Annotated in this window: 21 protein-coding genes and 7 pseudogenes; 18 read left to right on the top strand and 10 right to left on the bottom strand. The window is 46.7% G+C overall.

What is annotated here, in order from left to right:
- Positions 1 to 10: 10 nt before the first annotated feature.
- From HFV01_RS20845 to HFV01_RS32165, 4 genes and pseudogenes are all read left to right on the top strand, one after another.
- Positions 11 to 679: a V4R domain-containing protein gene (locus HFV01_RS20845; RefSeq protein WP_006621118.1), complete on the top strand. Its 669-nt coding sequence runs from the start codon at positions 11 to 13 to the stop codon at positions 677 to 679.
- 40 nt (positions 680 to 719) lie between these two features.
- The gene (locus tag HFV01_RS20840; protein WP_318285842.1) at positions 720 to 1,046 is read left to right on the top strand and encodes a pentapeptide repeat-containing protein; all 327 of its coding nucleotides are present in this window, start codon (positions 720 to 722) and stop codon (positions 1,044 to 1,046) included.
- Entirely contained in the window at positions 1,030 to 1,905 is an 876-nt protein-coding gene (locus HFV01_RS20835; protein ID WP_108614760.1) for an IS630 family transposase, read from the top strand. Before HFV01_RS20840 ends, HFV01_RS20835 begins: the two co-directional genes overlap by 17 nt.
- Positions 1,906 to 1,924: 19 nt before the next feature.
- Positions 1,925 to 2,851, top strand: a pseudogene (locus HFV01_RS32165) (pentapeptide repeat-containing protein); the annotation flags it as partial.
- An 86-nt stretch (positions 2,852 to 2,937) separates the two neighbouring features.
- Here the strand turns inward: HFV01_RS32165 and HFV01_RS20825 are convergent.
- Both HFV01_RS20825 and HFV01_RS20820 read right to left on the bottom strand, forming a co-directional pair.
- Positions 2,938 to 3,423: a 2Fe-2S iron-sulfur cluster-binding protein gene (locus HFV01_RS20825; protein WP_006621116.1), complete on the bottom strand. Its 486-nt coding sequence runs from the start codon at positions 3,421 to 3,423 to the stop codon at positions 2,938 to 2,940.
- A 148-nt stretch (positions 3,424 to 3,571) separates the two neighbouring features.
- On the bottom strand, positions 3,572 to 3,877 hold the full coding sequence (locus HFV01_RS20820; RefSeq protein WP_006621115.1) for a hypothetical protein: 306 nt from the start codon (positions 3,875 to 3,877) through the stop codon (positions 3,572 to 3,574).
- Positions 3,878 to 3,986: 109 nt separating this feature from the next.
- Between HFV01_RS20820 and HFV01_RS20815 the strand changes: the two genes are divergently transcribed.
- The 3 genes from HFV01_RS20815 to HFV01_RS20805 all read left to right on the top strand — a co-directional run bounded on the left by HFV01_RS20815 (position 3,987) and on the right by HFV01_RS20805 (position 8,525).
- Positions 3,987 to 5,930, top strand: coding sequence for a serine/threonine protein kinase (locus HFV01_RS20815; protein ID WP_008048920.1), 1,944 nt, complete (start codon positions 3,987 to 3,989; stop codon positions 5,928 to 5,930).
- Positions 5,923 to 7,695 (top strand): hypothetical protein, encoded by a 1,773-nt coding sequence (locus HFV01_RS20810; protein WP_046319943.1) that lies wholly within the window; start codon positions 5,923 to 5,925, stop codon positions 7,693 to 7,695. Before HFV01_RS20815 ends, HFV01_RS20810 begins: the two co-directional genes overlap by 8 nt.
- 146 nt (positions 7,696 to 7,841) lie before the next feature.
- Positions 7,842 to 8,525: a GvpL/GvpF family gas vesicle protein gene (locus HFV01_RS20805; RefSeq protein ID WP_006617801.1), complete on the top strand. Its 684-nt coding sequence runs from the start codon at positions 7,842 to 7,844 to the stop codon at positions 8,523 to 8,525.
- A 312-nt stretch (positions 8,526 to 8,837) separates the two neighbouring features.
- Here the strand turns inward: HFV01_RS20805 and HFV01_RS20800 are convergent, their stop codons facing one another.
- Positions 8,838 to 9,005, bottom strand: a complete 168-nt coding sequence (locus HFV01_RS20800) for a hypothetical protein (RefSeq protein WP_155839083.1) — start codon at positions 9,003 to 9,005, stop codon at positions 8,838 to 8,840.
- A gap of 196 nt (positions 9,006 to 9,201) precedes the next feature.
- On the opposite strand from HFV01_RS20800, the gene HFV01_RS20795 reads away from it, so the two are divergent.
- The 5 genes from HFV01_RS20795 (at position 9,202) to HFV01_RS20775 (ending at position 13,012) form a co-directional block, all read left to right on the top strand.
- Positions 9,202 to 10,272 (top strand): IS4-like element ISAtsp3 family transposase, encoded by a 1,071-nt coding sequence (locus tag HFV01_RS20795; protein ID WP_006669092.1) that lies wholly within the window; start codon positions 9,202 to 9,204, stop codon positions 10,270 to 10,272.
- Positions 10,273 to 10,450: 178 nt separating this feature from the next.
- Positions 10,451 to 12,100, top strand: a complete 1,650-nt coding sequence (locus tag HFV01_RS20790) for an IS1634-like element ISAtsp2 family transposase (protein WP_193520352.1) — start codon at positions 10,451 to 10,453, stop codon at positions 12,098 to 12,100.
- Between the two features lie 233 nt (positions 12,101 to 12,333).
- Positions 12,334 to 12,558, top strand: a complete 225-nt coding sequence (locus HFV01_RS31785) for a reverse transcriptase N-terminal domain-containing protein (RefSeq protein WP_008056133.1) — start codon at positions 12,334 to 12,336, stop codon at positions 12,556 to 12,558.
- 21 nt (positions 12,559 to 12,579) lie between these two features.
- Positions 12,580 to 12,801 (top strand): reverse transcriptase N-terminal domain-containing protein, encoded by a 222-nt coding sequence (locus HFV01_RS31780; RefSeq protein WP_008056131.1) that lies wholly within the window; start codon positions 12,580 to 12,582, stop codon positions 12,799 to 12,801.
- Positions 12,761 to 13,012, top strand: coding sequence for an RNA-dependent RNA polymerase family protein (locus HFV01_RS20775; protein ID WP_071829309.1), 252 nt, complete (start codon positions 12,761 to 12,763; stop codon positions 13,010 to 13,012). The genes HFV01_RS31780 and HFV01_RS20775 overlap by 41 nt, the downstream gene beginning before the upstream one ends.
- Positions 13,013 to 13,736: 724 nt before the next feature.
- Here HFV01_RS20775 and HFV01_RS20770 read toward each other — a convergent pair.
- Complete coding sequence (locus tag HFV01_RS20770) at positions 13,737 to 13,916, bottom strand: hypothetical protein (RefSeq protein ID WP_008050473.1); 180 nt, start codon at positions 13,914 to 13,916, stop codon at positions 13,737 to 13,739.
- Positions 13,917 to 15,243: 1,327 nt separating this feature from the next.
- Between HFV01_RS20770 and HFV01_RS20765 the strand changes: the two genes are divergently transcribed.
- From HFV01_RS20765 to HFV01_RS20750, 4 genes and pseudogenes are all read left to right on the top strand, one after another.
- Entirely contained in the window at positions 15,244 to 16,119 is an 876-nt protein-coding gene (locus HFV01_RS20765; RefSeq protein WP_108615031.1) for an IS630 family transposase, read from the top strand.
- A 17-nt stretch (positions 16,120 to 16,136) separates the two neighbouring features.
- A pseudogene (locus HFV01_RS20760) lies at positions 16,137 to 17,195 on the top strand (group II intron reverse transcriptase); the annotation flags it as partial.
- A 102-nt stretch (positions 17,196 to 17,297) separates the two neighbouring features.
- On the top strand, positions 17,298 to 17,801 hold the full coding sequence (locus HFV01_RS20755) for a hypothetical protein (RefSeq protein WP_006615945.1): 504 nt from the start codon (positions 17,298 to 17,300) through the stop codon (positions 17,799 to 17,801).
- Positions 17,802 to 18,063: 262 nt separating this feature from the next.
- Positions 18,064 to 18,555: a YajQ family cyclic di-GMP-binding protein gene (locus HFV01_RS20750; RefSeq protein ID WP_006615946.1), complete on the top strand. Its 492-nt coding sequence runs from the start codon at positions 18,064 to 18,066 to the stop codon at positions 18,553 to 18,555.
- Positions 18,556 to 18,778: 223 nt separating this feature from the next.
- On the opposite strand, the gene HFV01_RS20745 is transcribed toward HFV01_RS20750, so the two are convergent.
- From HFV01_RS20745 to HFV01_RS20735, 3 genes and pseudogenes are all read right to left on the bottom strand, one after another.
- Positions 18,779 to 19,655 (bottom strand): IS630-like element ISAtsp1 family transposase gene (locus HFV01_RS20745; protein ID WP_260378383.1). Its coding sequence is split into 2 segments (ribosomal slippage): positions 18,779 to 18,841 and positions 18,843 to 19,655, totalling 876 coding nucleotides; the frame shifts between segments, so codons are not numbered across the junction.
- A gap of 60 nt (positions 19,656 to 19,715) precedes the next feature.
- Positions 19,716 to 20,898, bottom strand: a pseudogene (locus HFV01_RS20740) (ISNCY-like element ISAtsp9 family transposase).
- A 165-nt stretch (positions 20,899 to 21,063) separates the two neighbouring features.
- Entirely contained in the window at positions 21,064 to 21,939 is an 876-nt protein-coding gene (locus HFV01_RS20735) for an IS630 family transposase (protein ID WP_006669876.1), read from the bottom strand.
- A gap of 562 nt (positions 21,940 to 22,501) precedes the next feature.
- Between HFV01_RS20735 and HFV01_RS20730 the strand changes: the two are divergent.
- Positions 22,502 to 22,651, top strand: a pseudogene (locus HFV01_RS20730) (reverse transcriptase N-terminal domain-containing protein); the annotation flags it as partial.
- Positions 22,652 to 22,814: 163 nt separating this feature from the next.
- On the opposite strand, the gene HFV01_RS20725 reads toward HFV01_RS20730, so the two are convergent.
- On the bottom strand, positions 22,815 to 23,036 hold the full coding sequence (locus HFV01_RS20725; RefSeq protein ID WP_193520191.1) for a hypothetical protein: 222 nt from the start codon (positions 23,034 to 23,036) through the stop codon (positions 22,815 to 22,817).
- Between the two features lie 567 nt (positions 23,037 to 23,603).
- Between HFV01_RS20725 and ltrA the strand changes: the two are divergent.
- A pseudogene (gene ltrA / locus HFV01_RS20715) lies at positions 23,604 to 25,242 on the top strand (group II intron reverse transcriptase/maturase); the annotation flags it as partial.
- Here ltrA and HFV01_RS20710 read toward each other — a convergent pair.
- Both HFV01_RS20710 and HFV01_RS20705 read right to left on the bottom strand, forming a co-directional pair.
- A pseudogene (locus HFV01_RS20710) lies at positions 25,205 to 25,531 on the bottom strand (HNH endonuclease); the annotation flags it as partial. The pseudogenes ltrA and HFV01_RS20710 sit on opposite strands and share 38 nt — an antisense overlap.
- Before the next feature lie 7 nt (positions 25,532 to 25,538).
- Positions 25,539 to 26,441 (bottom strand): annotated as a pseudogene (locus tag HFV01_RS20705) (IS4-like element ISAtsp3 family transposase); the annotation flags it as partial.
- Positions 26,442 to 26,450: the final 9 nt, after the last annotated feature.

Raw genomic sequence — 26,450 nt, 5'->3', positions numbered from 1 at the left:
GAGAACTACGATGATCGAAATTGATGAACTGCTTAGACAAACTCAACTCCCCGGTAACTACTTCGCATTCAATAGTTACGTTAGGGGTGATTTAGAACTGGGTTTATTAGAAAATCGGCGCGGCGATCGCATTTTAGCCCTACCGGATACCCTAGTCAGAGCGATTTATAAGGGCTTAGAACAAGAAACAGGTCAAGCCGCCCGTCTGGTACTATTTAACTGTGGTCGCTGGTGGGGGAAACACTTTTACGTTAGATTTTGCGAAGAAATCGCCGAATATTACCATCAGCCCCTGGGCAGTATGGAAATGATACAATTTACTCAATGCTTACAACAATGTTGGAAAACTCACGGTTGGGGAACTTTAGAAATAGATGGATCTTATAATCAACAAGGATTTCTGTTGATTAAGACAACTCACTCCCCCTTTAGCCTGGGGGCTCCTGAATGGAAACGGCCGGTTTGCTACCTAGAGGCGGGGTTATTGAGCATATTTTTTAGCCAGTTAACTGGCCGTGATTTGCATTGTGTGCAAACGACTTGTCAATCCCTAGGGGCAGATTATAACTGCTTTATTGTGGGATTGAGCGATCGTCTCAAGGGTGCAGAAGCAATGGTTGATGAAAATCAAGACCATGACACTATTCTCCGGCAACTCTGCCAACAAAAGTCTGGATAACAGAGGGGAGGTTAAACCAGATTGATTTTTGCCCTAACTTATGGATGCCACAGAACTTATCAGTCGATATGCAGAAGGAGAGAGAAACTTTAAAGGAATTAGCCTGCGTGGCATTATCCTCACCACCAGGAACCATCCCGAAAGTAGTAGTATCTCTACCATCGGCGTAGGAGCCTCACAGATCAATAACAGAGCACAACTGATTGGGGCTGATTTTAGTGAAGCCGATCTCAGCGGCGCTCATCTCAGTTTAGCAAATCTAAGTAAAGTCAACCTCAGTGGAGCTATAGCACAAGACAGAACACTTAGGACGTATAATGGAGAGGACGAGATAACTAAGAAGACCAAAAATGCCAGCCCCCTATAGTTACGACCTCAGACAAAAAGTTATTGATGCCATTGAACTAGACGGTATGCCCAAAACAGAAGCCAGTCAAGTTTTCCATGTCAGCAGGAACACCATTAATCTCTGGCTGCAAAGAAAAGCACAGACCGGAGACTTCCTCCCTAAACCTAATCACCGACCTGGCAATAACCACAAAATTACCGACTGGCAGAAATTCAAGGCTTTTGCCCAAGAGCATGGCGATCAAACCGCAGCTCAGATGGCTCAACTTTGGGATGACGATATCTCTCCTCGCACCATATCCAGAGCCTTGAAGAAAATTGGCTTCACCAGAAAAAAAACTTACGGCTACCAAGAAGGTGATGAGCAACAGCGAGAGGAGTTTATGGCTCAGATTGAACAGATGGAGCCACAAGAAGTGGTCTACCTCGATGAAGCCGGCATGAATAGTCAGGACTCGGATTACCCTTATGGTTACCGTGAGGAAGGACAACGCTTCCATGCCCTAAAATCCGGGAAGAGGCAGGGCAGGGTGAGCTATATGGCCCCATGGTGTCATCAACAACTCTTAGCCCCCTTTAGCTTTGAGGCTTGTTGTAATCGGACAGTGTTTGAGTTGTGGTTGGAGTTCATCTTAATTCCAACATTGAAGCCAGGTCAGACTCTAGTGCTAGACAATGCAACGTTTCATAAAGGGGGGCGGATTCCTGAGCTAGTGGAGGCGGCTCAATGCCGTTTGCTCTATCTACCACCTTATTCGCCAGACCTCAACAAGATAGAGAAATGTTGGTCGTGGTTGAAAGCCCGCATTCGCCATTGTATTGAGCAGTTTGATTCTCTCCATGATGCCATGGATTCCGTTCTCCAAGCTGCGTCCTAACTACCTTGACTAATGCTATAACTTAACTGGGGCTAACCTCAGCGGGTCTAGTCTCAATGGAGCCAATCTACAAGGTGCAACTTTAAGTGGTGTCAACCTAGAATCGGCTCATCTAAATTGGGCTGATTTAACTGAGGCTATTTTTATCAAAACCAATTTGCACAAAGCTGATCTCAGTTCCGCGAATTTAACCAAAAGCAATTTACAATCAGCTAACTTTGTTCGTGCCTATTTAATTAAAGCTAATTTATCTGAGGCGGACTTATTTCAAGCTGATCTAAGTTCTGCTAACCTCAAGGATGTCAACCTTAGCGCCGCCAATCTGAGTGAGTGCAAAATGACTCGCGCTAATCTCATGGGTGCTAACTTGACGGAAGCTGATTTAACTAAAGCTAATCTTGGTCGTGCTAATTTGCGTGGTGCTAACCTGACAGATGCCTATCTCAACTCAGCATCCCTGGTAGAAGCTGATTTGTATCAAGCTAACCTAACTAGAGCCAACCTCAGTAGAGCTAATCTCAGCAAAACCTATTTGCGAGATATCTGTCTTAATGGCGCTCACCTCACTAAGGTTAACCTCAGTGGTGCTGATTTGGGGGGGGTGGACCTGAGCCAAAAATTATTAACTGGGATTAATCTAGCCGGAGCCTATTTGAGTGAAGCTACTTTAGTGGGTGCATTGTTAATGGAAGCTAATCTTAGTGCTGCTAACCTCAGTGGCGCTAATTTGCAAAGTGCTTGCTTGATTCATGCTGACCTAGGCGGCGCTTATCTCGATCGCGTTGATTTAACTGATGCGAACCTTACCGGAGCTAATTTAACTAAGGCTGACCTCCGAGAAGCTAATCTTCGCGCCGCTATTTTGGCGGGGGTTGAACTCAAAGGCGCTCAACTGGCTGGGGCTACCCTCCCCAATGGCAAAGTTTACAAACCATCGACAAAATGATGTTTTTTTGCGAGTAATATACCCTCTCCCTGGTTTCCAGGTTGGGGGAGAGGGGTGGCAATCCTCAAACCCTGTGAAGTGTAAACTTATTTAGCATCTGTAGTACGAGACATATACTCACCAACCTGGAACTGAGTTTCTTTGAGTTGATTAATAATCGAGCGGGTAATCAGTTTACCAGTTTCCACAACTACATCCCCGGTAATAGGATGCAGGAGTTCCTGTTCGGCGCGTCTTCCGATTAAAGACTCCACATCCTCAATAGCATTAATATACATCCCGGAAGGTAGTTCAATGACAATACCCTCTCCGAGAACGTGGGCTTGACAAGCGAGGCGGGATGTTTTTTGGGCGGTAGTAATTACTTCTAGGGTTCTTTGTTCTCGTCGGTTAACTGGCGACAGACTCTCCATGCCATCTTTAATATAAACATGACAGGTGGCGCACATTCCACGACCGCCACATTCTTTCAAGACATGAAGTTCTTTAGAAAGCAAAGCAGATAAAATGTTAGAATTAGTTTTAACCTCCATCTCCTCAGCGATAGGTTCGAGGCGAATAACTTTAGCCATAATGATGTGGTTCAGTCTTGATTGTAATTTAGTTAAAGTATAGCGTTGGGCGCTAGTGTATTGACACTGGACTAAGGGTTTAATTGACAGGGTATCGGGTGTCAGATTTAATTAAATGACCCCTTCCCTGTTGTCTTTCCCCTGGTGGTTACCTTTGACATAGGGACGCTTGGGGTTCAAGGACCCAAATCACATAGGCTGTGGGTACTCTAGTAATAACTGTATTTTCCCCCATGTTGCTCAATTTGGCTATAATCTCAAAGGTTTTGTCAGCGTTGGGGACGGCCCGAAAAAAACTATAATATTCCTGACCGACAGAAATAGCAGGAACAGGTCGTTCCAGATCAGGGACATTAATATGGCAAGATTGATATTGGCTCCTAGATTGTATGATTCTAGTAGGAGCAGGATAATTTGATTGGGAATTGGGTTGAGACTCAATTTTAGATGACATAGTAATCCTGTGAGCTTCGGTTGTATATGAACAAATTCAAAAAGTGGGAGCAGCTTACTGTAAATTCATTTCTATTTTAATTGGATTTGGGGGGACACTAGCTAAAGCTATGCAGCGTTCTAAATATAGAATTTTGGGATTGGTAGGACAAGGACAGTACGGGAAGGTTTATTGCGCGAGCGATCGCCAAAAAGGTAAATTGGTGGCACTCAAGGAATTGAGCCATGAGCGATCGCCAACCAATCAGTTCCTACAAGAACTTTGGTATATCATTAGTTTACAGCATCCTAACATTGCTGCCTGTCTGGGTTTGGAACATATCCAAAACGGGCGCTATCTAGTGATGGACTACTGTGAGGCTGGAACTTTGCGGGGTTTAATTGAGGGTGATCAAACTCTAGGACTCCTCGAAGGTCTACAGATTATAGTAGAGATACTCGAAGGCTTAGACTATGCTCATCAGCGGGGCATAATTCACTGTGATCTTAAACCAGAGAATATACTCCTGACGATAGTTGCTGGTAAATGGCAGCCGAAACTATCTGATTTTGGCATTGCTCGTCGTCTACCCAGTCACCATGATATAGGTTCTTCCAGTCAATCGCCAGGGGGTTCTCCGGCTTATATGGCCCCGGAAAGGTTTTATGGTATGTACTCGGCTCAATCTGATGTATATGCTATGGGGGTGGTATTGTATGAATTATTAGTAGGCGATCGCCCCTTTCATGGTTTATTTAGTGAACTTATGTGGGCGCACATGAACCATCGAGTTGAACGGCCTACTTTTTTGCCGGAGTGCCTACAAAATATATTACAAAAATCCCTGGAAAAACTGCCAGCCCGCCGTTTTCCGAGCGCCGGCGCTATGGCGGAAAGTTTAAAGGCGGCTATGGCTGATCCATCTGTGCAAGAAATAGGCGATCGCTTAATTCCCTGGTATTTGCCATCACAGATGACCAGAACCGGGGAGGCGGCGGACTCCCTAGACCCGGACAGCAATGCGATCGACTCCCTGGAATTTTATGATCTCCCCCATAAATTCAACAACCCTCCCCCCTCTGACAGCCAACCCCTTCTAGCATCAAATCCGACCCATCTCTACAGTGCCACAGGTAGCAATGTGATCGCCTGGTCCTACACAGAACAACAGTCTCAATCCTTCACCGTATCAGAATCTGTAGTTAGTTTATATCCCATGTCTCATGGGTGTTATATTTTGACCAATAATTATCTCCATTGGTGGCATAACTCCAGTCCTCAGCCAGACTCCCAATCTCTAGGGTTTCTGCCCCAAATCTTTAAAGACACTGGCACAAATATTAAAAAAACTACCCTGAGTATATCCCAGGATGTAGTTCAATCTCATTTGAACTCTTCCCGACAGGCACATCTACTGCCAGAATGGCAACGGGACTATTTAACGATCGCTGTACCTGGTCAACTGCGATTTTACTCTCTCACCAAAGGATTAACTAACCCCCACCATAGCACCGACGATAAGGGTCACTCATCGGTAAAACTCCTAAAAGTGATTTCCGTTTCCACACAAATACTACCTCAATTAACCTTTATTGATGGGCGGCATTTATTGGCTACTTGGTCAAACACTAAACCCTCATCACCGAAAACTATTTTTCAGATGTACAGTCGCCGAGGTGCGCCCATGGGAACCATAAAATTACCCATCAATGTTAACCAAGTATTCGCCACCCCTCATCCTTATACGATCCTGGCTTTATGTCAGCATCAACCCTTAACCCTACTGCAAATCAATCTTAAACCTCTCAGTGTCATTCGTGTGGCTGTAGCATCCCCCCCGACAGCTTTATTTATGGCAGACTGGGGTTATGGTTGGACGATCGAACCTGGAAAAATGCAAATTTTTAATTGGTCAGGTCATCGTTTAGTTGAGTATAACTGTCCTGTCGCTACAGCCTTAGCACCTTGGAAACAAACTGGTTTAGCCTTAGTTCCCTCAACAGGGTACTCTATCAAGGTAGTGGATAGTCTAGGTTTACCTTTACAAGAATTATCGGAGGACATTGATGTCTGATCTAATTATCTATGGCGACGATAGTACCACGGCTAAAAATATGTCGATCGCCCAACAGTTAACTTTAGTGAAAGTTGATGTTTCCCGTCTCAGAGATTTGGGTAAAGGTGTGGGAACAGGCGCTTTAATTAACAGTCTGGAAAAGTTGGTAGAACTGATATTTAGTCTGCGATCGCTAGTTAATGATTCATCATCTGATGCTCTCCTACAGACTAATGCTGAGATTAACTCTGATTCCCTCTCTGTCGCCAGTGAGCCACCTTTGGCCGCCGAAGAACGTCTGATTCCCTACGTTGCCGAGGAACTGGTGGATATTTGGCATCATTTTTTAGAAGGGCAAAAAACCACAGAAAAAAGTTACCCTAAGTCCGGGAATTTATCGGATAAGAGTCCATCGGAAATTGTAACTCTCGGTGATTTGCAAACCCTATTATTGTGGCGCTTAGGCTGTAGTGCTGAAAATATTATGGCGCTGCTAACTGGAATTGAGGTGATGGTAACTTCCCCTCGAGGTACAAGAAAACCAGGGGTTTTGCGACTGGTAGCTAGTTTAATCCTGAAAACTCCCCAGGGTCAATATGATTTAGACCTGGCTACGGGTGAGAGTCCTAAATTTAATTTACATCATAATGCGATCGTGCAGTCTTTTGACTGTGAGTTATGTACTGTTCCTCGTTCAGCCAAGTCTCTGCTTGAGCAGCTTAAAAATATTATTAATCAAGAATTTGAGGCGCTGGATTTATGGAAATCACAATCAATTGCAGTTCTCGAACCTGGATATAATTGGGAACCCGGTCAACTATTATTAGATTTCGGATTTCAATTTTTAGTTAATTATCCTTCGATGCAGTGGAGTAACCATCAGGTTAATGAGGTTAATTATGATCCCATGGAAGGTAGTTACGATTCCGAGGAAATGACCCCATACCTTTTATTGGTAAGTCAACTGAAACTCACTGATATGATGATTTTTAGTCGTTCTTTTCAAGAAATAATTATTCAGAAAATAGCGGTTCCCCTGGAAAAATTCTGTTTAAGTTATGAGAATTTTGCGGCGGCGGATGAACCGGCTCAATCATCGGTTTCTCATAGTAAAAATCGCCGGGTTTCCTCCCCAGAACCTAAACTATCCCCAGATATATTTAATCGTTTTCTGATTCGCAAAGCCTGGGATTTGGTGGAAGCGATCGCCTCAGAATCTCAAGATAATCGCCAATCATCTCCTTATGGCTATGTGATGATTCCTCAAGTTAGCCTCAGTCAGTTGATCCAATCTCTGATGTGGCATACTGTTAGAGGTTCGGCGGCGATCGCTAGACTTATTGGTGGCATTACTGTCCGCGTTCTCGAACCGGGTAAACTATGGTATAAAGGAACCCTTAGATTAGTGGCGATTTTAAGTGCTGATTTCCCAGGCTATCATTGGGAAATTGATATCGCTACCCGTGAACCTCCCCGGTTGATAGGTACTATATTAGATGAAAGTGCTGTGATTGATTGGCAGCCTGACCAGACTGGAGTTGATAATGGCGGTCTAGCATCGGCGATCGATACTCCCAGTCCCGTACAATGCTTAGGTGGTCAAAGGTTTCAGCAAGTAGGTATCTGTAGCGACGCAATTATTACTCAACTGCGAGATGTGTCGCCGGAATTGGGGATATGGATCGATGGGGTAGAAATTGATTGGGAAGAACCCATGATAACTGAATCAATTTTGCGATCGGGACTCGCACAATTGGTATTAGTTTGGGAGTGGGTTAAGTAGGCGCGGGTTCACGCCCGGTATATCATAGTTACCCCGCCCACCACCATACACCAAAAAATGCCTCCTAGGGGCTTTCTTAGAGCCTATATCCTAGGATAAATCTGATTTTTGATAAAAAAGCTGTCGATGGGTAGGAGTGTCTCTAAATGTATGTATATGCCTTTATTAAGAGTCAATCAATTAGTTGGAAATCCGTTCAGGGAATCTATGAACCAGTAGTGTTACTGGAGGCTGGGGCTTTAGCCGCCGTGGTGGAACCAAACCTACAGGCGGAAAATCTCTCGGCTGACAATGAGGAAGAGTTAATGCGGGCGGTTTTGACCCATGATCGGATTGTGTGTCAGATATTTGAGGAAACTACCGTTTTACCTGTGCGGTTTGGGACTTGTTTTGATTCCGAGGCGAGATTGTGCGAACATCTGACCACAGAGGGCGATCGCTATTTTCGGCAATTAGAAAAATTAACAGGTCGGGCTGAGTACCTACTGGAGGCTATCCCCCAACCATTCAACCAGGAGAAGCCATCTTCTGATACCACCGCGCCGCCAACTAAGGGACGGGACTATTTTTTGCAGAAAAAACGTCTACACCAGCAGCGCCTCAATTTTGAACAGCAACAGGAACAACAGTGGCAGGATTTTATAAATGCGATCGCCAGCAAATATCCCATAGTTCAGGGTAAAGCTACCGAAGACGCAGAACGCATTTATTTACTCATTCCCCGCAGTCAAGAAGTCGCCCTAGTCGAGTGGGTCGCCCAACAGCAACAAAACATCGACCTATGGGAGTTCAGTCTGGGAAATGCCGTTCCCGCCTACCATTTTCTTTAAAAATGTACCCTCTACCCAGACCTCATTGGAGCGCGATAAATTATGAAAGTGCCGAAAACTGCCCCTGATTTGCTACAATCTTCAAGGTTGGTGCGAGACGTTCAGGCATGAAATAGAGCTGCAATGCTCGAAATAACCGCCTGATGGGGATTTCAACTCCCTGGTTGAATATAAGAGGCTCGTCTCTGAACATCCCCATAACTGTTTATATGTCCCGACGCTTGGAGAAATCTGAGCAAGGCAGGGAACTCAAGGTCATAGACAAACTGAGAAATCAGGAAGTAGAGAGTGACGGCGATAGCCACCCCCAGTTTAGGGAATCACAACCCCAGGACTGAAGCGGGGAACGGAAGGCTCCGAGGTGTAACCCAACACCAGAATCGAGACCACTGCTAACCATCCAAGATTAGGGAAACCGAATGTCTGGCTTGAACCACCGTAAAGATTGGGCAGCGAAACAGGTTGAAACGCTGCGCTCAAAAGAGTAAGGGGAAAAGTAGGAGGCTCGGTCCTCAGTACAGGACAAAAAAGCTGAAAGTCTTAGCCAAAAGGGAATCTAGACGAAAATTCTGAAGGGGGCGCTCCGGGCTGAGGTGAAAGTCGAGGGGTGGGGGGGTAGCGCCAAGTTGGGGTGAGAGGGTTACATCGGAATTACCACAAACCAAACTTCCCTCTCATGAACGAGCTTAACCGATTACGAGACACTTTGCGCCCTCACTTGCCCTGGCACGGGGCGAGATTAAACTTTGTCTGCCTGTTCCTGATGGCGCTATTCCAAACAAAGACGGTTAATCTGATGGAAATAGCGACTGTATTCGCAAATCCTGTGCAAATTTCCTCAAATTACCAGCGATTACAACGTTTTTTTCGGCAATTCAAATTTGACCGGGCAGAGATTGCCCGTTTCGTCGTTAGCCTCATTGACATTCCCCAACCTTGGACTCTTAGTCTCGACCGCACCTGTTGGTCTTTCGGTCAAACCCATTTCAACATCTTGATGTTGGCAGTCGTCCACGAGGGGATTGCCTTTCCCCTGCTGTGGACGATGCTTGACAAAAAGGGCAATAGCAACAGTGGCGAACGCATGGACTTATTCGACCGCTTCGAGGCACTATTTCCTGACGTGGAGGTGGCTTGTCTGACCGCTGACCGGGAATTTGTGGGGCGAGATTGGCTCTCGTATCTTCTCATCGACCCCGAGGTTCCTTTCCGCCTACGCATCCGCCACAGCGAGCTGATTAGTCCTAAGTTAGGAGGAACTCGGCGTAGCGGCGAACGAATGTTTGATTCTCTGCGACCCGGAGAATTTCGCCAGCTTTCGGGTCGCCGTTGGGTTTGGGGACGGCAGGTTTACGTCATTGGCTCTCGTCTGTCTGATTCGGGGGAGTTGTTGATTCTCATCACTAACGCTTGCCCCGAAACGGCCCTCCCCGACTATGCTCGGCGTTGGGGTATTGAAAACCTCTTCGGAGCCTTGAAGACTCGGGGCTTCTGTCTCGAATCGACTCACTTTAAGGACCCTGAGCGCTTGAGCCGTTTATTGGCTTTGCTTAGCCTGGCTTTTACTTGGGCTATGAAGGTGGGTTTGTGGATTCACCAAGGTTCACCCATTCCTTTGAAGGCTCACGGACGACGCTCCCAGAGTCTTTTCCGCACTGGCTTCGATTTTCTACGCCGCACTTTCTCTAATCTGCCTTTGTTTTCAGGGCGGTTTCACCAGGCTCTACAACTTTTGTCCTGTACTTAGGGCTCGGTCTACTACCTACACAGACCTTTAAAAGTACCCCTGTGGAAAGGACAAATCTAAAGATGGAATGCCCATATAAACGGAACGTTTTAACCTACATTCCGCAGGTTGACAGGGAATAAAAGATATGGTGCTAGTCTAGGCTAGAAAGGGTTCCTTCGAGCGGTAGGCTCTGGCGATGCAGATTAAAAATTTAGACCATCTGGGTTTAGTGGCTGGAGTGATTGACGAACTTGGCCTGGTCGAGTTGACGGATAAGCGGATTGAACCTCATAGCTTGGAGCATGTGAGTGCCGGACAAGTGGTTAAAGCCATGATTTTGAACGCCCTAGGCTTTCTCAGTGCACCGTTGTATTTATTCAGCGAGTTTTTTGAGAGTAAAGCGGTGTCTCATCTGCTCGGGGAAGGGGTAGAGGCTCGTCACTTGAATGACGACCGCTTAGGTCGAGTGTTGGATGAACTCTACGCAGAAGGGACGACATCATTTTTTCTCCAGGTGGCGCTCCAGGCTGTGGAACGATTTGGAATTGATATTCAACAGCGTCATCTCGATGCCACCTCGATCTCAGTAGAAGGGAAGTATCAGCGGTGCTCGAAGGGGAAATCCGAGGTAGGACTTGAGTCAGCTCCCCCCGGTGAGACATCAGCAGAACCCAGCCCAATTCGGCTGTGTCGAGGCTATTCCCGAGACCATCGTCCAGATTTGAAACAGTTTTTGATGACTCTAGTCTGTGCCGCCGACGGTGGCGTGCCGCTATGGTTGCAGTTTGCCAGTGGCAATGAACAGGATACTCAGCAGTTTGCAGAGGTGCTCAAGGCGTTTGGTGACCAATGGACTAGCGACGGTATCGTTGTGATGGATGCCGCCTTTTACACAGCAGCCAATCTGCAGCAGATGGAGACCACGGGGTGGCTATCACGGGTCCCGCTGACCCTAAAAGCGGCTCAAGAGCTGGTGCACAGCGATGTCACCCGACTGACTGAAGTCCCCTGCAACTCCAAGGATTACCGGATGTGGGAGATTGAGCAGACCTATGCCGGAGTGCGCCAGCGCTGGCGCCTCGTCGAAAGCCAAACCCGCAAAGCCAATGCCGACCTCTGGCAACCCGAATTAGAGAAGCTCGAACACCGCCTCAACCGCCAATTGAAAAAGCTGACCCAGCGGGTCTTTGCTTGCAAACCCGATGCCCTCGAGGCCTTGATGCAGTTTCAAGATGGACTCGAGGTGCATCAGCTCACTCAGGTCTCCCTGGAGACGGTGCGGGCCAAGCGACCCCCCGGTCGTCCCGCCAAATCCGCCGAACCCACCCCAGTTCAGGGCTATCGGCTCCAGGCCACGTTACAGCAGACCGCCACGGCGGAAGACCGCTTTAGCCGTCAGCGTAGTCGCTTTATTCTAGCCACCAATCAACTGGAGCAATCCCTCTGGCCGGCTCAGACCTGCTTGAGCGAATATAAAGGGCAACAGACCGTCGAGAGAGGCTTTCGCTTCCTCAAAGACCCCCTCTTCTTTGCCAGTAGCGTCTTTGTCAAAAAGCCGCAGCGGGTCGAGGCCTTAGCTCTCATCATGGCCCTAACCCTTATGGTGTATACCCTCGCCGAACGCCAACTGCGACAGGCGCTAGATGCTCAGAAGCAAACGGTGCGCGACCAACGCCAACAACCCACCGCTAAACCGACCTTTCGCTGGATTATGCAGAAGTTTCAAGGAATCCACTGGGTTAATCTCGATGGGCAAAGGCAGATTAGCAATCTCAATGATGAACGGCGATTGATTATTCACCTCTTCGGTCCACCCGTTGAGCGCTATTACTACGCATCCGGTTAATTACCTATCAACCTGCGGAATGTAGGATCTAAAGATGGAATGCCCATATAAACGGAACGTTTTAACCCCTTTTAGGCTCTGATTATCTGGTCGAGAGAATCAGTAGTGAAAGTGTAAGCGTAAGCCTATTAGGGGGTGAGATGTGACCAGAAGCCAAAGCCCAACTGTAATGGTAGGGATATGCTAACGGGTCACGGTTTGATTGTAAGGAATAAAGTCAAGTAGGTGTACAGATGGCGATAGCGAGTTTAAAGAAAGGGCTTGGGAAACCAAAACCAATCAAGACTACGAACAACGCATGGAAGACAATCCCATGGACTAAGGTTCAGCGGAAAGTATTCAAGCTCCAAAAGAGTATATTTCAAGCAGCTAAATCGGGACAGGATGCAAAGGTAAGAAGGTTGCAACGTCTATTGGTGAAATCATATTATGCCCGACTCTTAGCAGTGCGGCTGTAGGGGCGGGTTCCACGGTCAGCCATGCTTCCCAACAGTCAGCTTAATAAACCCGCCCCCCAAGATAATCAAGGCAAGAAAACTGCCGGAGTTGATGGAATGAGAGCAATCTCACCAAGGCAAAGGTTTGAACTTGTCAAGAATATTAAGGGAAACCTCAAAGCAAAACCACTACGACGGGTGTGGATTCCAAAACCCGGCAGGGATGAAAAAAGCGGGAATGGGAATACCCACAATCCAAGATAGAGCAAAGCAAGCCTTGGTTAAATCGGCTCTCGAACCTGAATGGGAATCGAGATTTGAAGGCACAAGCTATGGGTTCCGTCCTGGACGTTCAGCCCAAGATGCAATAGCACGAATTTATCTATGTATCAATCATAGTGATTACTATGTGTTGGACGCTGATATAGCGTGCGAGACGTTTAGGAGTGAAATAGGGCTGCAATGCCTGAAATAACCTCCTAGTGGTACTTCCACCCCTTGGTGGAATATAAGGGATTCGCACCCCTGACCATCCCATAACTATCTATGTGTCTCAACATCTGGCTTCGACAACCAGATAAGGCAGAGAGACTCAAGGTCAAGACTGAGCGAAAAAAAAAGAGGGAAGTTGTGAACCCCTTGAGTATAACGTAAGGTTGATAGTAACGGCGGTAGCCACCCCCAATTTGAGGATTCACACTCCTAGGGTTGAAGCGGGGAACGGAAGGCGTAATAGAGGAACCTACCTCTCACTCGACCACTGCCAACCATCCATGATTAGGGAAACCGAATGTCCGGCTTGAACCATTGTAATGCGTCAGTAGCGAAATAGGTTGATACGCTGCGCTCAAAAGGGCGAGGGAAAAAAAGTAGGAGGCTGCTATAACTACCTACACAGACCTTTAAAAGTAAAAGTACCCCGGTGGATAGGACAAATCTAAAGATGGAATGCCCGCATAGATGGAACGTTTAAACCCCTCATTGGCTCTCAAGTGGCGGGATGTACCCGTGGAGTAGTGAAAAGTGTAAGCGTATGGTGCGAGACGTTCGGGTATGAAATAGGGCTGAAATGCCCGAAATAACTACCCGGTGAGGATTCCAGCTCCGAATCTGGATATAAGGAGACCTCTCCTGACCATCCTCATAACTGGTTATATGTCCCGACGCTTAGGGAACTAAGCAAGGCAGGGAACTCAAGGTCATAAACGAACTGAGAAATCAGGGAGTAGAGAGTAACGGCGATAGCCACCCCCAGTTTTGGAAATCATAACTCCAGGATTGAAGCGGGGAACGGAAGGCGTGAGGTAGAACCTACTACCAAGACGCGACCACTGCCAACCATCTATGATTAGGAAGACCGAATGTCCGACTTGAACCATCGTAATACACTAGCAGCGAAATAGGTTGACACGCTGCGCTCAAAAGGGCAAGGGGAAAAGTAGGGGGTTCGTGCGACTACCTACACAGACCTTTAAAAGTACCCCGGCGGAGAGGACAAATCTAACGATGGAATGCCCATATAATCGGAACGTTGTAACCCCTCTAATGCTCTGCCTATAAACCAGTGAGTAATGCTATTCACAAGGCAGTAGTGAAAAATGTAAGCGCATGCTTAGAGGGTGAAGGATGTGACCAGAAGCTAAAGCCCAATTGTCATGGTTGGGATATGCCCACAGGTCACGGTGGGGATATAGATACTGCGGTCAGTAAGAGTATAATGGCGAGGACGAGTTTAAAGACTACGTGGTGCATATAGCTCTGAACATCGAAGTAGAAAGCAGGTCTCTTGATTCTGCTCCTTTGACAAATAGGGTATCCACACCAGGAGCCGTGTGATGGGAAACTATCAAGCACGGTTCTGAATGGGAGAGGGTGAAGGTGACTTCACTCTCGACCCCTAACCTTAGAGGGTGAAGGATGTGACCAGAAGCTAAAGCCCAATTGTCATGGTGGGGATATGCCCACAGGTCACGGTGAGGATATAGATACTGCGGTCAGTAAGAGTATAATGGCGAGGACGAGTTTAAAGACTACGTGGTGCATATAGCTCTGAACATCGAAGTAGAAAGCAGGTCTCTTGATTCTGCTCCTTTGACAAATAGGGTATCCACACCAGGAGCCGTGTGATGGGAAACTATCAAGCACGGTTCTGAATGGGAGAGGGTGAAGGTGACTTCACTCTCGACCCCTAACCCTTTAAGGGGAAAGGATGTGATTGAAAGCTAATGCCTAACTGTAATAGTTAGGATATGCCCACTAATCACGGTGTGGATATAGAGACCGCGATAAGTAAGAGTTTAATGGCGAAAGCGAGTTTAAAGACTAACGCAAGCATATAGCTTTGAAAGTTGAGGTCATAAAGCAGGGGGTTGTAACCCTGTTCCCAGTGACAAAAGGGGTATCTACATCAGGAGCCGTGTGCTGGGAAACTCGCGAGCACGGTTTTGAATGGGAGGGGTAGGCTGTGAAGTTTATCTCGACCCCTAACAAAATGCTCTTACCGTGAACCATGATTACCTACTGTCCAAAACTCAATGTCCAAGCTGCCTGAAAAGAGACCTGAGACAATGGCTCAAAGCGGGTGTATTGGATAACGGTGTATTTGAGGATACAGAAACAGGGACACCCCAGGGAGGGGTAATATAGCACCAGACAGGAAAGTTAGGACGTATAATGGAGAGGACGAGATGACTAAGAAGACCCAAAATGCCAGCCCCCTATAGTTACGACCTCAGACAAAAAGTTATTGATGCCATTGAACTAGACGGTATGCCCAAAACAGAAGCCAGTCAAGTTTTCCATGTCAGCCGGAACACCATTAATCTCTGGCTGCAAAGAAAAGCACAGACCGGAGACTTCCTCCCTAAACCTAATCACCCACCTGGCAATAACCACAAAATTACCGACTGGCAGAAATTCAAGGCTTTTGCCCAAGAGCATGGCCACAAAACCTCCGCTCAAATGGCTGAACTTTGGGATGACGACATCTCTCCTCGCACCATATCCAGAGCCTTGAAGAAAATTGGCTTCACCAGAAAAAAAACTTACGGCTACCAAGAACGTTGGAAGCAACAGCGAGAGGAGTTTATGGCTCAGATTGAACATATGGAGCCACAAGAAGTGGTCTACCTCGATGAAGCCGGCATGAATAGTCAGGACTCGGATTACCCTTATGGTTACTGCGAGGAAGGAAAACGCTTCCATGCCCTCAAATCAGGGAAGAGGCAGGACAGGGTGAGCTATATAGCCGCATGGTGTCATCAACAACTCTTAGCCCCCTTTAGCTTTGAGGGTTGTTGTAATCGGACAGTGTTTGAGTTGTGGTTGGAGTTCATCTTAATTACAACACTGAAGCCAGGTCAGACTCTAGTGCTAGACAATGCAACGTTTCATAAAGGGGGACGGATTCCTGAGCTAGTGGAGGCGGCTCAATGCCGTTTGCTCTATCTACCACCTTATTCGCCAGACCTCAACAAGATAGAGAAATGTTGGTCGTGGTTGAAAGCCCGCATTCGCCATTGTATTGAGCAGTTTGATTCTCTCCATGATGCCATGGATTCCGTTCTCCAAGCTGCGTCCTAACCACCTTGACTAATGCTATAAATCCAATACTCGCCAACATCGCACTGTTGGGAATGGAAAGGTTAGTTAAAGAAATGTATCCCAATAAAGGAACAACCACCCAGGTGAACTTTATAAGATATGCCGATGATTTTGTGGTCATCTCAAAAGACTTAAAAATCATCGAACAGTGCCAAACTGCAATTTCTGAATGGTTAGAACCTGTAGGACTAGAAATTAAACCCGAAAAAACTCGAATTTGTAACACACTCAATCCTATTGAGTATAACGGCAAGATTGAGGAACCGGGGTTTAATTTTCGAGGATTCAATATCAGGCAATATCCGGTAGGAAAATATAAATCTGGGAAAACAGGGGGAAGAGGAAGCAGATTAATCGGTCACAAAACCCATATTAAACCCAGTAACAAAGCAGTTAAAGCCCAAATTGAAGTGATAAAGGGTGTAATAAAACAACATAAAACGGCACCCCAACCAGCTCTGATAAGTAGACTAAACCCAATTATAAGGGGATGGTCAAACTACTATTCAGGAGTAGTCTCAACAGAGACCTTCAACAAACTAGACCATATAGTCTGGAAGATGCTAAGGGCATGGACAGTATCAAGATGCGGAAAGGCGAATCATGAAAAGTGAAGGAACTACTTCCAGCAGGAAACGGTTAAACTTAGCAACGGAAAAGAAAGGCATGAAACTTGGTTGTTTAAAACTAAAGAGGGACTCCAATTGTGGAAACATAATTGGACCCCAATTGCCAGACATACCCTAGTACGCCCAGAAGCGACACCATACGACGGAAATTGGACTTATTGGGCAACCAGAAAAGGACAAGCAATCGATACGCCAACAAGGGTAGCGAAACTACTCAAAAAGCAAAAAGGCAGGTGTTCCTGGTGTGGACAGTATTTTGCACCATCAGATTGAGTTGAAGTAGACCACATTGTACCTCGAAACTTAGGTGGAAAGGATGAATACAAGAATCTTCAATTATTGCACCGTCACTGTCACGATAATAAAACGGCGCTTGACAAAAACAACGCCAAAGCTGTATCCTTAACAATGGAACAATCAGACTAAGAGCCGGATGAGGTGAAAGTCTCACGTCCGGTTCTGAATGGGAGGGGTAGACCGTGAGGTCTATCTCGACCCCTAATTCTTGGTAAATATATAAGAGTATCCTTGAGTCAGTCCATCAATTTGCCCAGAGTAGATGAATTTTTAGAAGAACTTGCAGCCATTCAGCAAACCGGCTCCAAGCGCATTGCCTTACTCGGTTCCCGCCATATTCCCTTAACCCATCAGAATTTGATTGAGATGATGAGTTATGCCCTAGTTTTGGGGGGAAACCATCTGATTACCTCCGGTGCAACCGGGACTAACTCAGCCGCCATTAGAGGGGCAATGCGGGCTGATCCTAATCTTTTAACAGTCATTCTACCTCAAAGTCTCGAACGTCAGCCTCGCGAGTCACGGTCACAGCTAGAACAGGTCATCCATTTGGTCGAAAATCCCTCTGGAGATACCTTATCTTTGGCCGAAGCTAGTTCCTCCTGCAATCAGGAAATTATTTCCCGGTGTCAGCAGTTGATATGTTTTGCTTTTCATGACAGTGATACTTTGCTGAGGACCTGTGAAGAAGCCGAAAATCAGCGGAAGGTGGTAACTTTGTTCTATTTGGATTGAAGCCAGAGGTTGCCAGTGGCACTTAGTTGGTATAGATCTATTGGGGCAAGTTCTCAGAGATATAAGCTATCTCACCCCATAAGGCCTGATTTGCTGTTCAATGCCAAAATCAGACTGCTGTTACCGAAAAATTGGATACAAAGACCCGTCCTTTAGCCTAGCTGGGGACGGCTTTTTATCAAAATTGTTGCATATTTGGATGTTTGGGGTTAGAATCCTTGTCCTAAGAAATCAGTAGAACATTACATAGCAACGAAGGCTTATGGCTTCAACATCTTCTTTCGATATTGTCAGCGATTTCGACCGTCAAGAATTGGTCAATGCACTAGACCAAGCCAAACGAGAAATTATTAGTCGCTACGATTTGAAAGATACTAACACTACCCTAGAACTTGGTGATGAGGTAATTGTTGTCAATACCGACAGCGAGTTTACTCTTGATGCGGTCCATACGATTATGCAAACTAAGGCTGCTAAACGTAATCTATCCCTCAAAATTTTTGATTATGGAAAGGTTGAGTCAGCTAGTGGAAACCGAGTCCGCCAAGAAATTACCCTGAAAAAAGGGATTAGCAAGGATGTGGCTAAACAGATTACCAAGATTATTAAAGATAATTTCAAAAAATCTCAGGCTTCTATCCAAGGTGATGCGGTGCGGGTTTCTAGTAAGTCTAAAGATGATTTACAGGAGATAATTAGATATCTCAAGCAGGAAGATTTCCCCGTAGCACTACAATTTACCAATTACAGATAGTTAATATCCTACCAGGCGATCGGGTGCGATCGCCTGGTAGGGTGCGTCAGAACAGCAATTCTCATTTGGGAAATTCAACTGCTATCGGGTGGGATGTCTAACTCGAGACCCTCAAGCATAAAGGTCAGAAGGTGGTCCCAACTGTCTCAGCGTACAGTCTGGGTAAGCGCGCGCAAATCATTAAAGAAGGTTTGGCGGGTAGGTATAGCATTAGTCAAGGTGGTTAGGACGTAGCTTTGAGAACGGAATCCATGGCATCATGGAGAGAATCAAACTGCTCACGTGCAGTGGCGAATACGGGCTTTCAGCCACGACCAACATTTCTCTATCTTGTTGAGGTCTGGCGAATAAGGCGGAAGATAGAGTAAACGGCATTGAGCTGCCTCCACCAGTTCAGCAATCCGTCCCCCTTTATGAAACGTTGCATTGTCCAATACTAGAGTCTGACCTGGCTTCAATGTTGGAATTAAGATGAACTCCAACCACAACTCAAACACTGTCCGATGACAACAACCCTCAAAGCTAAAGGGAGCTAAGAGTTGTTGATGACACCATGCGGCTATCATACTTACCCTGCCCTGCCTCTTCCCTGATTTGAGTGCATGGAAGCGTTTTCCTTCCTCGCAGTAACCATAAGGGTAATCCGAGTCCTGACTATTCATGCCGGCTTCATCGAGGTAGACCACTTCTTCCGGCTCCATCTGTTCAATCTGAGCCATAAACTCCTCTCGCTGTTGCTCATCACGTTCTTGGTAGCCGTAAGTTTTTTTTCTGGTGAAGCCAATTTTCTTCAAGGCTCTGGATATGGTGCGAGGAGAGATGTCGTCATCCCAAAGTTCAGCCATTTGAGCTGCTGTTTTGTCGCCATGCTCTTGGGCAAAAGCCTTGAATTTTTGCCAGTCGGTAATTTTGTGGTTATTGCCAGGTCGGTGATGAGGTTTAGGGAGGAAGTCTCCGGTCTGTGCTTTTCTTTGCAGCCAGAGATTAATGGTGTTCCTGCTGACATGGAAAACTTGACTGGCTTCTGTTTTGGGCATACCGTCTAGTTCAATGGCATCAATAACTTTTTGTCTGAGGTCGTAACTATAGGGGGCTGGCATTTTTGGTCTTCTTAGTCATCTCGTCCTCTCCATTATACGTCCTAAGTATTCTGTCTTGTGCTATAAGTGCGCTCGTAGCAACTGGTACTTGTTATCGAGCAACTCCAGCAGGGTGTGGAAGAGCAGCGAGAGGATGTTGAGGGTCGCCAGCAAGGAAGAAAGATGCTGCTTGCCATGGCCAAAATTGTGTTCGAGATGGTAGCCCTTGGTCTTGAGAGTGTTGTTGTTCTCATTCTCAACTTTCCAACGAGTCAGCCCGGCCCGAACCACCTCGGCTACATTCTCATCGCTGAGAGGATAATTCGTGGCAAAGGAGTTGTGATAGGTTACCTGGCCATCAGCGGTGGTGACAGTAAGTTCGCACCAGTTAACCAACAGGGCCTCATCGCTATCTTTGAGGGGGACTCCGTTGAGATAGCGGTAGGTATAGGTTTTCTCGACTTGACCAGTCCACTTCTTGGTCGTGAGGGTCGGGAGTTCGATGCCCTCTAGGTGTTCATAGAGGGTAGTATGAGACTCGGGGCGACAGACGACGATGAAGTTAAGTTGCTGCTCTAAAAACTGCTGACACAACGGTTGGTGGCAATAGAGGTCATCCCCTAAAACCTTGACATTCAAAGCCCTCAAGCATTGTTCTTGCCTCGATAGCCAGCGTTTGGCGGCGGCATTCTCACAGTCTTGCTTATCATGACCATCTTGGGGCACGATAAATTCGGGGACTAAGGGAATCACATGATTCTGTCCCGGACAGACGATGACTGGAGTGACAACACTATGGAAGTAATGGGTTTTTCCTGACTTCTGGGTGCGCGTTGAACAGTGGGGACAGTGAATTTTGTCGGAACTGAAGTATTCCGTGCCATCCAACGCGACTAATAGACTGTCCCCTAGGCAACGGAAGTCTTCTAACTGCCCCTGGGCTTCCAAGACTTGTAGGATCTCCTCAAACACTGGAAACAGGTGCTCTGGGGACACGGCATCTAATAAGTCCCGAATCTGGTGATCACAGGGAATTCGATGAACTCCAAACAGACTTTGGGCATTGCTCTTGCCTTTACTCCCCTCCATCAGACGTTGATAAGCCAGAAACGACGGAGTTTGAGTAAAAAACACACGCTCACGCACTTAAAGCGGCATCCTCCATTCCATAGCGGCGATTTTTACCCCGGCGCTTGTCCGGTAGCGATGACAAGCACTGGCGGAAAGAACCGACTAGAGTCTCAAAGCAACCTGGCTTTTTCAACGGCTCTGGCCCTCCTGGGTTTCTTAGATGTCATTACGATACAGGGATGCTGGGGACTTGAACAGGTTTTCGCCAAAATGAGAATTGCTGCCCAATTTTGGGAATCATAACCCCAGGATTGAAGCGGGGAACGGAAGGCGTGAAGTATAGCATTAGTCAAGGTGGTTAGGACGCAGCTTTGAGAACGGAATCCATGGCATCATGGAGAGAATCAAACTGCTCAATACCGTGGCGAATACGGGCTTTCAGCCACGACCAACATTTCTCTATCTTCTTGAGGTCTGGCGAATAAGGTGGTAGATAGAGTAAACGGCATTGAGCTGCCTCCACCAGTTCAGCAATCCGCCCCCCTTTATGAAACGTTGCATTGTCCAATACTAGAGTCTGACCTGGCTTCAATGTTGGAATTAAGATGAACTCCAACCACAACTCAAACACTGTCCGATTACAACAACCCTCAAAGCTAAAGGGAGCTAAGAGTTGTTGATGACACCATGCGGCTATCATACTTACCCTGCCCTGCCTCTTCCCTGATTTGAGTGTATGGAAGCGTTTTCCTTCCTCGCAGTAACCATAAGGGTAATCCGAGTCCTGACTATTCATGCCGGCTTCATCGAGGTAGACCACTTCTTCCGGCTCCATCTGTTCAATCTGAGCCATAAACTCCTCTCGCTGTTGCTTCCAACGTTCTTGGTAGCCGTAAGTTTTTTTTCTGGTGAAGCCAATTTTCTTCAAGGCTCTGGATATGGTGCGAGGAGAGATGTCGTCATCCCAAAGTTCAGCCATTTGAGCGGAGGTTTTGTGGCCATGCTCTTGGGCAAAAGCCTTGAATTTCTGCCAGTCGGTAATTTTGTGGTTATTGCCAGGTCGGTGATGAGGTTTAGGGAGGAAGTCTCCGGTCTGTGCTTTTCTTTGCAGCCAGAGATTAATGGTGTTCCTGCTGACATGGAAAACTTGACTGGCTTCTGTTTTGGGCATACCGTCTAGTTCAATGGCATCAATAACTTTTTGTCTGAGGTCGTAACTATAGGGGGCTGGCATTTTTGGTCTTCTTAGTCATCTCGTCCTCTCCATTATACGTCCTAAGTGTTCTGTCTTGTGCTATACCTACACAGACCTTTAAAATTACCCCGGTGGACAGGACAAGTCTAAAGATGGAATGCCCGTATAAACGGAACGTTTAAACCCCTTTTAGGCTCTCGGCAGGATGTACCTGTGGAGTAGTGAAAAGTGTAAGCGTATACCTTTAAGGGGAAAGGATGTGGCTGAAAGCTAATGCCTAACTGTAATGGTTAGGATATGCCCACTAGCCACGGTGTGGATATAGAGACCGCGACAATTAAGAGTTTGATGACGAGTGCGAGTTTAAAGACTACGACGTTGTATATAGCTCCTAAAGTTGAGGTTACAAAGCGGGGGGTCGTAGCCCTGTTCCTACTGACAAATAGGGTATCTACATCAGGAGCCGTGTGCTGGGAAACTCGCAAGCACGGTTTGGAATTGGAGTTGGGGAAGGTGACTTCTCTTTCGACCATAACCAGTCAAATTAGGAGCCGTATGAGGTGAAAGTCTCATGTACGGTTCTGAGTGGGAGGGATAGACCGTGAGGTCTATCTCGACCCCTAATATCCCTTGGGCGAAAGTCCAGAGGAAAGTTTTCAAGCTCCAAAAGAGGATATTCCAAGCAGCTAAATCGGGACAGGACGCGAAGGCAAGAAGGTTGCAACGTCTATTGGTAAAGTCATATTATGCGTGCGAGACGTTTAGGAGTGAAATAGGGATGCAATGCCCGAAATAGCCTCCTAGTGGGACTTCCACCCCTTGGTGGAATATAAGGGACTCGTATCCTGACCATCCCATAACTGTTTATATGTCCCGACGCTTGGAGAAATCTGAGCAAGGCAGGGGACTCAAGGTCATAAACAAACTGAGAAATCAGGGAGTAGAGAGTAAAGGCGATAGCCACCCCCAATTTCAGGATACACGATTCTGGGATTGAAGCGGGGAACGGAAGGCGTGAGGTAGAACCTACTACCAAATGCGACCACTGCCAACCATCCATGACTAGGGAAACCGAATGTCTGGCTTGAACCATCGTAATGATTTAGCAGCGTAATAGGTTGCCACGCTGCGCTCAAAAGAGCAAGGGGAAAAGTAGGGTTTTGCATAAAACACCTACACAGACCTTTTTAAGTACCCCGGTGGAGAGGACAAGTCTAAAGATGGAATGCCCATATAAACGGAACGTTTAAACTCCTCATTGGTTCTCCTTATCAAAAAAGTGAGCAATATTACTCACAAGGAGTAGTGAAAAGTGTAAGCGTATACCATTGAGGGGAAAGGATGTGACTGAAAGCCAATGCCTAATTGTAATGATTAGGATATGCCCACTAGTCACGGTGTAGATATAGAGACTGCGACAAGTAGGAGTAATATGACGAGAGCGAGTTTAAAGACTACGAGTTGTATGCCAAGCTCCCAAAGTTGGAATCATAAAGCGGGGGTTCGTAACCCTGTTCCTAGTGACAAAAAGGGTATCTACATTAGGAGCCGTATGAGGTGAAAGTCTCAAGTACGGTTTTGAAGTGGAGTTGGGGAAGGTGACTTCCCTTTCGACCATAACCCGACTCTTAGCAGTGCGGCTGTAGGGGCGGGTTCCACGGTCAGCCATGCTTCCCAACAGTCAGCTTAATAAACCCGCCCCCCAAGCGGGTCAAGGCAAGAAAACGGCTGGAGTTGATGGAATGAGAGCAATCTCTCCAAGACAAAGGTTTGAACTTGTGGAGAGCATTAAGGGAAACCTCAAAGCAAAACCACTGCGACGGGTGTGGATTCCAAAACCCGGCAGGGATGAAAAACGCCCTCTAGGAATACCCACAATCCAAGACAGAGCAAGGCAAGCCTTGGTTAAATCGGCTCTCGAACCTGAATGGGAATCGAGATTTGAAGGCACAAGCTATGGGTTCCGTCCCGGACGGTCAGCCCAAGATGCAATTGGTATAATTTACAGTGCCATAAATCAAGGACAATACTATGTTCTCGATGCAGATATAGCAAAATGCTCTTACCGTGAACCATGATTACCTACTGTCCAAAATTCATTGTCCAAGCAGCCTAAAGAGAGACCTAAAACAATGGCTCAAAGCGGGCGTGCTAGATAACGGCGTTTTCGATGATACAGAAACAGGGACACCCCAAGGAGGGGTAATAAGTCCAATACTCGCCAACATCGCACTGTTGGGAATGGTTAGGTTCATAGAGACAATGTATCCTAAGAAAGCAAACAGAGCGCAGGCTACTGTTATAAGATACGCCGATGATTTTGTAGTGATATCCCCATCACTCGAAATCATTGAACAGTGCAAAACTGCTATTTCCGAATGGTTAAAACCTGTGGGACTAGAAATAAAACCTGAAAAGACCCGAATCTGTCACACGCTCAAACCCATTGAGTACAATGGCAAAACAGAGGAGCCAGGATTTGATTTTCTAGGATTCACCATTAGGCAATATCCTGTTGGGAAATATAAATCTGGGAAAATAGGGGGAAGGACAAGCCGATTAATCGGTCACAAAACCTGCATTAAACCCAGCAATAAAGCAGTTAAAGCCCACACAGAAGAGATTAAAGGTGCAATAAAACAACTTAAAACCGCACCCCAGTCAGCCCTGATTAGCAGACTAAACCCGATTATTCGAGGATGGTCAAACTATTATTCAGCGGTAGTCTCAACAGAGACCTTCAATAAACTGGACAACAAAGTTGGGTTAATGTTACGGGCATGGACAGTATCAAGATGCGGAAAGGCAAGCCACGATAAGCTAGGAAACTATTTCAGAAATGGAACGGTTAAACTTAGCAATGGGAAAGAAAGACATGAATCTTGGTTGTTCCAGACTAAGGATGGACTCACATTATGGCAACATAATTGGACTCCGATTGTCAGACATACCCTAGTGCGCCCTGACGCAACACCATACGACGGAAACTGGACTTACTGGGCAACCAGACGAGGACAGGCAATTGAAACGCCTAATAGGGTAGCAAAACTACTCAAAAAGCAAAAAGGTAGGTGTACTTGGTGTGGACAGTATTTCGCGCCATCGGATTTAGTTGAAGTAGACCACATTGTACCTCGAAACCTCGGTAGAAAGGGTGAATACAAAAATCTTCAACTATTACATCGCCACACCCGCGATAATAAGACGGCACTAGACAACGCCAACGCATTAGGGGTCGAGAATGGAGTCGCCTCCATTCCCTCCCATTCAAAACCGTGCTTGAGACTTTCACCTCACACAGCTCCTAGTCTGACTGTTCCATTGTTATGGATACAGCTTTAGCCTTGTCTAGGGCTGTCTTGTCATCGCGGGTGTGGTGGTGTAGTAATTGAAGATTATTGTATACATCCTTTCCGCCTAGGCATCGAGGTACAATATGGTGAACCTCAATTACGTCTGATGGTGTAAAGTATTGTCCACACCATTTACACTTACCTTTCTGTTTCTTGAGTAGTTTTGCTATCCTTGTTGGTGTTCCAATTGCTTGTCCTTTTCTGGTTGCCCAGTATGTCCAGTTTCCGTCGTATGGTGTTGCGTTCGGTCTCACTAGGGTATGTCTGACTATTGGTGTCCGTGCGTTAAGTACAGGACAAAAGTTGTAGAGCCTGGTGAAACCGCCCTGAAAACAAAGGCAGATTAGAGAAAGTGCGGCGTAGAAAATCGAAGCCAGTGCGGAAAAGACTCTGGGAGCGTCGTCCGTGAGCCTTCAAAGGAATGGGTGAACCTTGGTGAATCCACAAACCCACCTTCATAGCCCAAGTAAAAGCCAGGCTAAGCAAAGCCAATAAACGGCTCAAGCGCTCAGGGTCCTTAAAGTGAGTCGATTCGAGACAGAAGCCCCGAGTCTTCAAGGCTCCGAAGAGGTTTTCAATACCCCAACGCCGAGCATAGTCGGGGAGGGCCGTTTCGGGGCAAGCGTTAGTGATGAGAATCAACAACTCCCCCGAATCAGCCAGACGAGAGCCAATGACGTAAACCTGCCGTCCCCAAACCCAACGGCGACCCGAAAGCTGGCGAAATTCTCCGGGTCGCAGAGAATCAAACATTCGTTCGCCGCTACGCCGAGTTCCTCCTAACTTAGGACTAATCAGCTCGCTGTGGCGGATGCGTAGGCGGAAAGGAACCTCGGGGTCGATGAGAAGATACGAGAGCCAATCTCGCCCCACAAATTCCCGGTCAGCGGTCAGACAAGCCACCTCCACGTCAGGAAATAGTGCCTCGAAGCGGTCGAATAAGTCCATGCGTTCGCCACTGTTGCTATTGCCCTTTTTGTCAAGCATCGTCCACAGCAGGGGAAAGGCAATCCCCTCGTGGACGACTGCCAACATCAAGATGTTGAAATGGGTTTGACCGAAAAACCAACAGGTGCGGTCGAGACTAAGAGTCCAAGGTTGGGGAATGTCAATGAGGCTAACGACGAAACGGGCAATCTCTGCCCGGTCAAATTTGAATTGCCGAAAAAAACGTTGTAATCGCTTGTATAGCATTAG

Origin of the sequence: Limnospira fusiformis SAG 85.79, assembly GCF_012516315.1 — a bacterium.
Taxonomy (GTDB): domain Bacteria; phylum Cyanobacteriota; class Cyanobacteriia; order Cyanobacteriales; family Microcoleaceae; genus Limnospira; species Limnospira fusiformis.
The sequence above is the reverse complement of the archived record's forward strand: the minus strand, read 5'-3'. Positions and strand labels throughout refer to the sequence as shown.

Bases quoted from the DNA above. Each gene is read 5' to 3' on its own strand.
- HFV01_RS20845 (WP_006621118.1), top strand. From the start codon at position 11: ATGATCGAAATTGATGAACTGCTTAGACAAACTCAACTCCCCGGTAAC.
- HFV01_RS20790 (WP_193520352.1), top strand. From the start codon at position 10,451: ATGCAGATTAAAAATTTAGACCATCTGGGTTTAGTGGCTGGAGTGATT.
- HFV01_RS20810 (WP_046319943.1), top strand. From the start codon at position 5,923: ATGTCTGATCTAATTATCTATGGCGACGATAGTACCACGGCTAAAAAT.
- HFV01_RS20820 (WP_006621115.1), bottom strand. From the start codon at position 3,877: ATGTCATCTAAAATTGAGTCTCAACCCAATTCCCAATCAAATTATCCT.
- HFV01_RS20735 (WP_006669876.1), bottom strand. From the start codon at position 21,939: ATGCCAGCCCCCTATAGTTACGACCTCAGACAAAAAGTTATTGATGCC.
- HFV01_RS31785 (WP_008056133.1), top strand. From the start codon at position 12,334: ATGGCGATAGCGAGTTTAAAGAAAGGGCTTGGGAAACCAAAACCAATC.
- HFV01_RS20765 (WP_108615031.1), top strand. From the start codon at position 15,244: ATGCCAGCCCCCTATAGTTACGACCTCAGACAAAAAGTTATTGATGCC.
- HFV01_RS20825 (WP_006621116.1), bottom strand. From the start codon at position 3,423: ATGGCTAAAGTTATTCGCCTCGAACCTATCGCTGAGGAGATGGAGGTT.
- HFV01_RS20775 (WP_071829309.1), top strand. From the start codon at position 12,761: ATGAAAAAAGCGGGAATGGGAATACCCACAATCCAAGATAGAGCAAAG.
- HFV01_RS31780 (WP_008056131.1), top strand. From the start codon at position 12,580: ATGCTTCCCAACAGTCAGCTTAATAAACCCGCCCCCCAAGATAATCAA.
- HFV01_RS20840 (WP_318285842.1), top strand. From the start codon at position 720: ATGGATGCCACAGAACTTATCAGTCGATATGCAGAAGGAGAGAGAAAC.
- HFV01_RS20835 (WP_108614760.1), top strand. From the start codon at position 1,030: ATGCCAGCCCCCTATAGTTACGACCTCAGACAAAAAGTTATTGATGCC.
- HFV01_RS20815 (WP_008048920.1), top strand. From the start codon at position 3,987: ATGCAGCGTTCTAAATATAGAATTTTGGGATTGGTAGGACAAGGACAG.
- HFV01_RS20795 (WP_006669092.1), top strand. From the start codon at position 9,202: ATGAACGAGCTTAACCGATTACGAGACACTTTGCGCCCTCACTTGCCC.
- HFV01_RS20750 (WP_006615946.1), top strand. From the start codon at position 18,064: ATGGCTTCAACATCTTCTTTCGATATTGTCAGCGATTTCGACCGTCAA.
- HFV01_RS20805 (WP_006617801.1), top strand. From the start codon at position 7,842: ATGTATGTATATGCCTTTATTAAGAGTCAATCAATTAGTTGGAAATCC.
- HFV01_RS20770 (WP_008050473.1), bottom strand. From the start codon at position 13,916: ATGGTTCAAGTCGGACATTCGGTCTTCCTAATCATAGATGGTTGGCAG.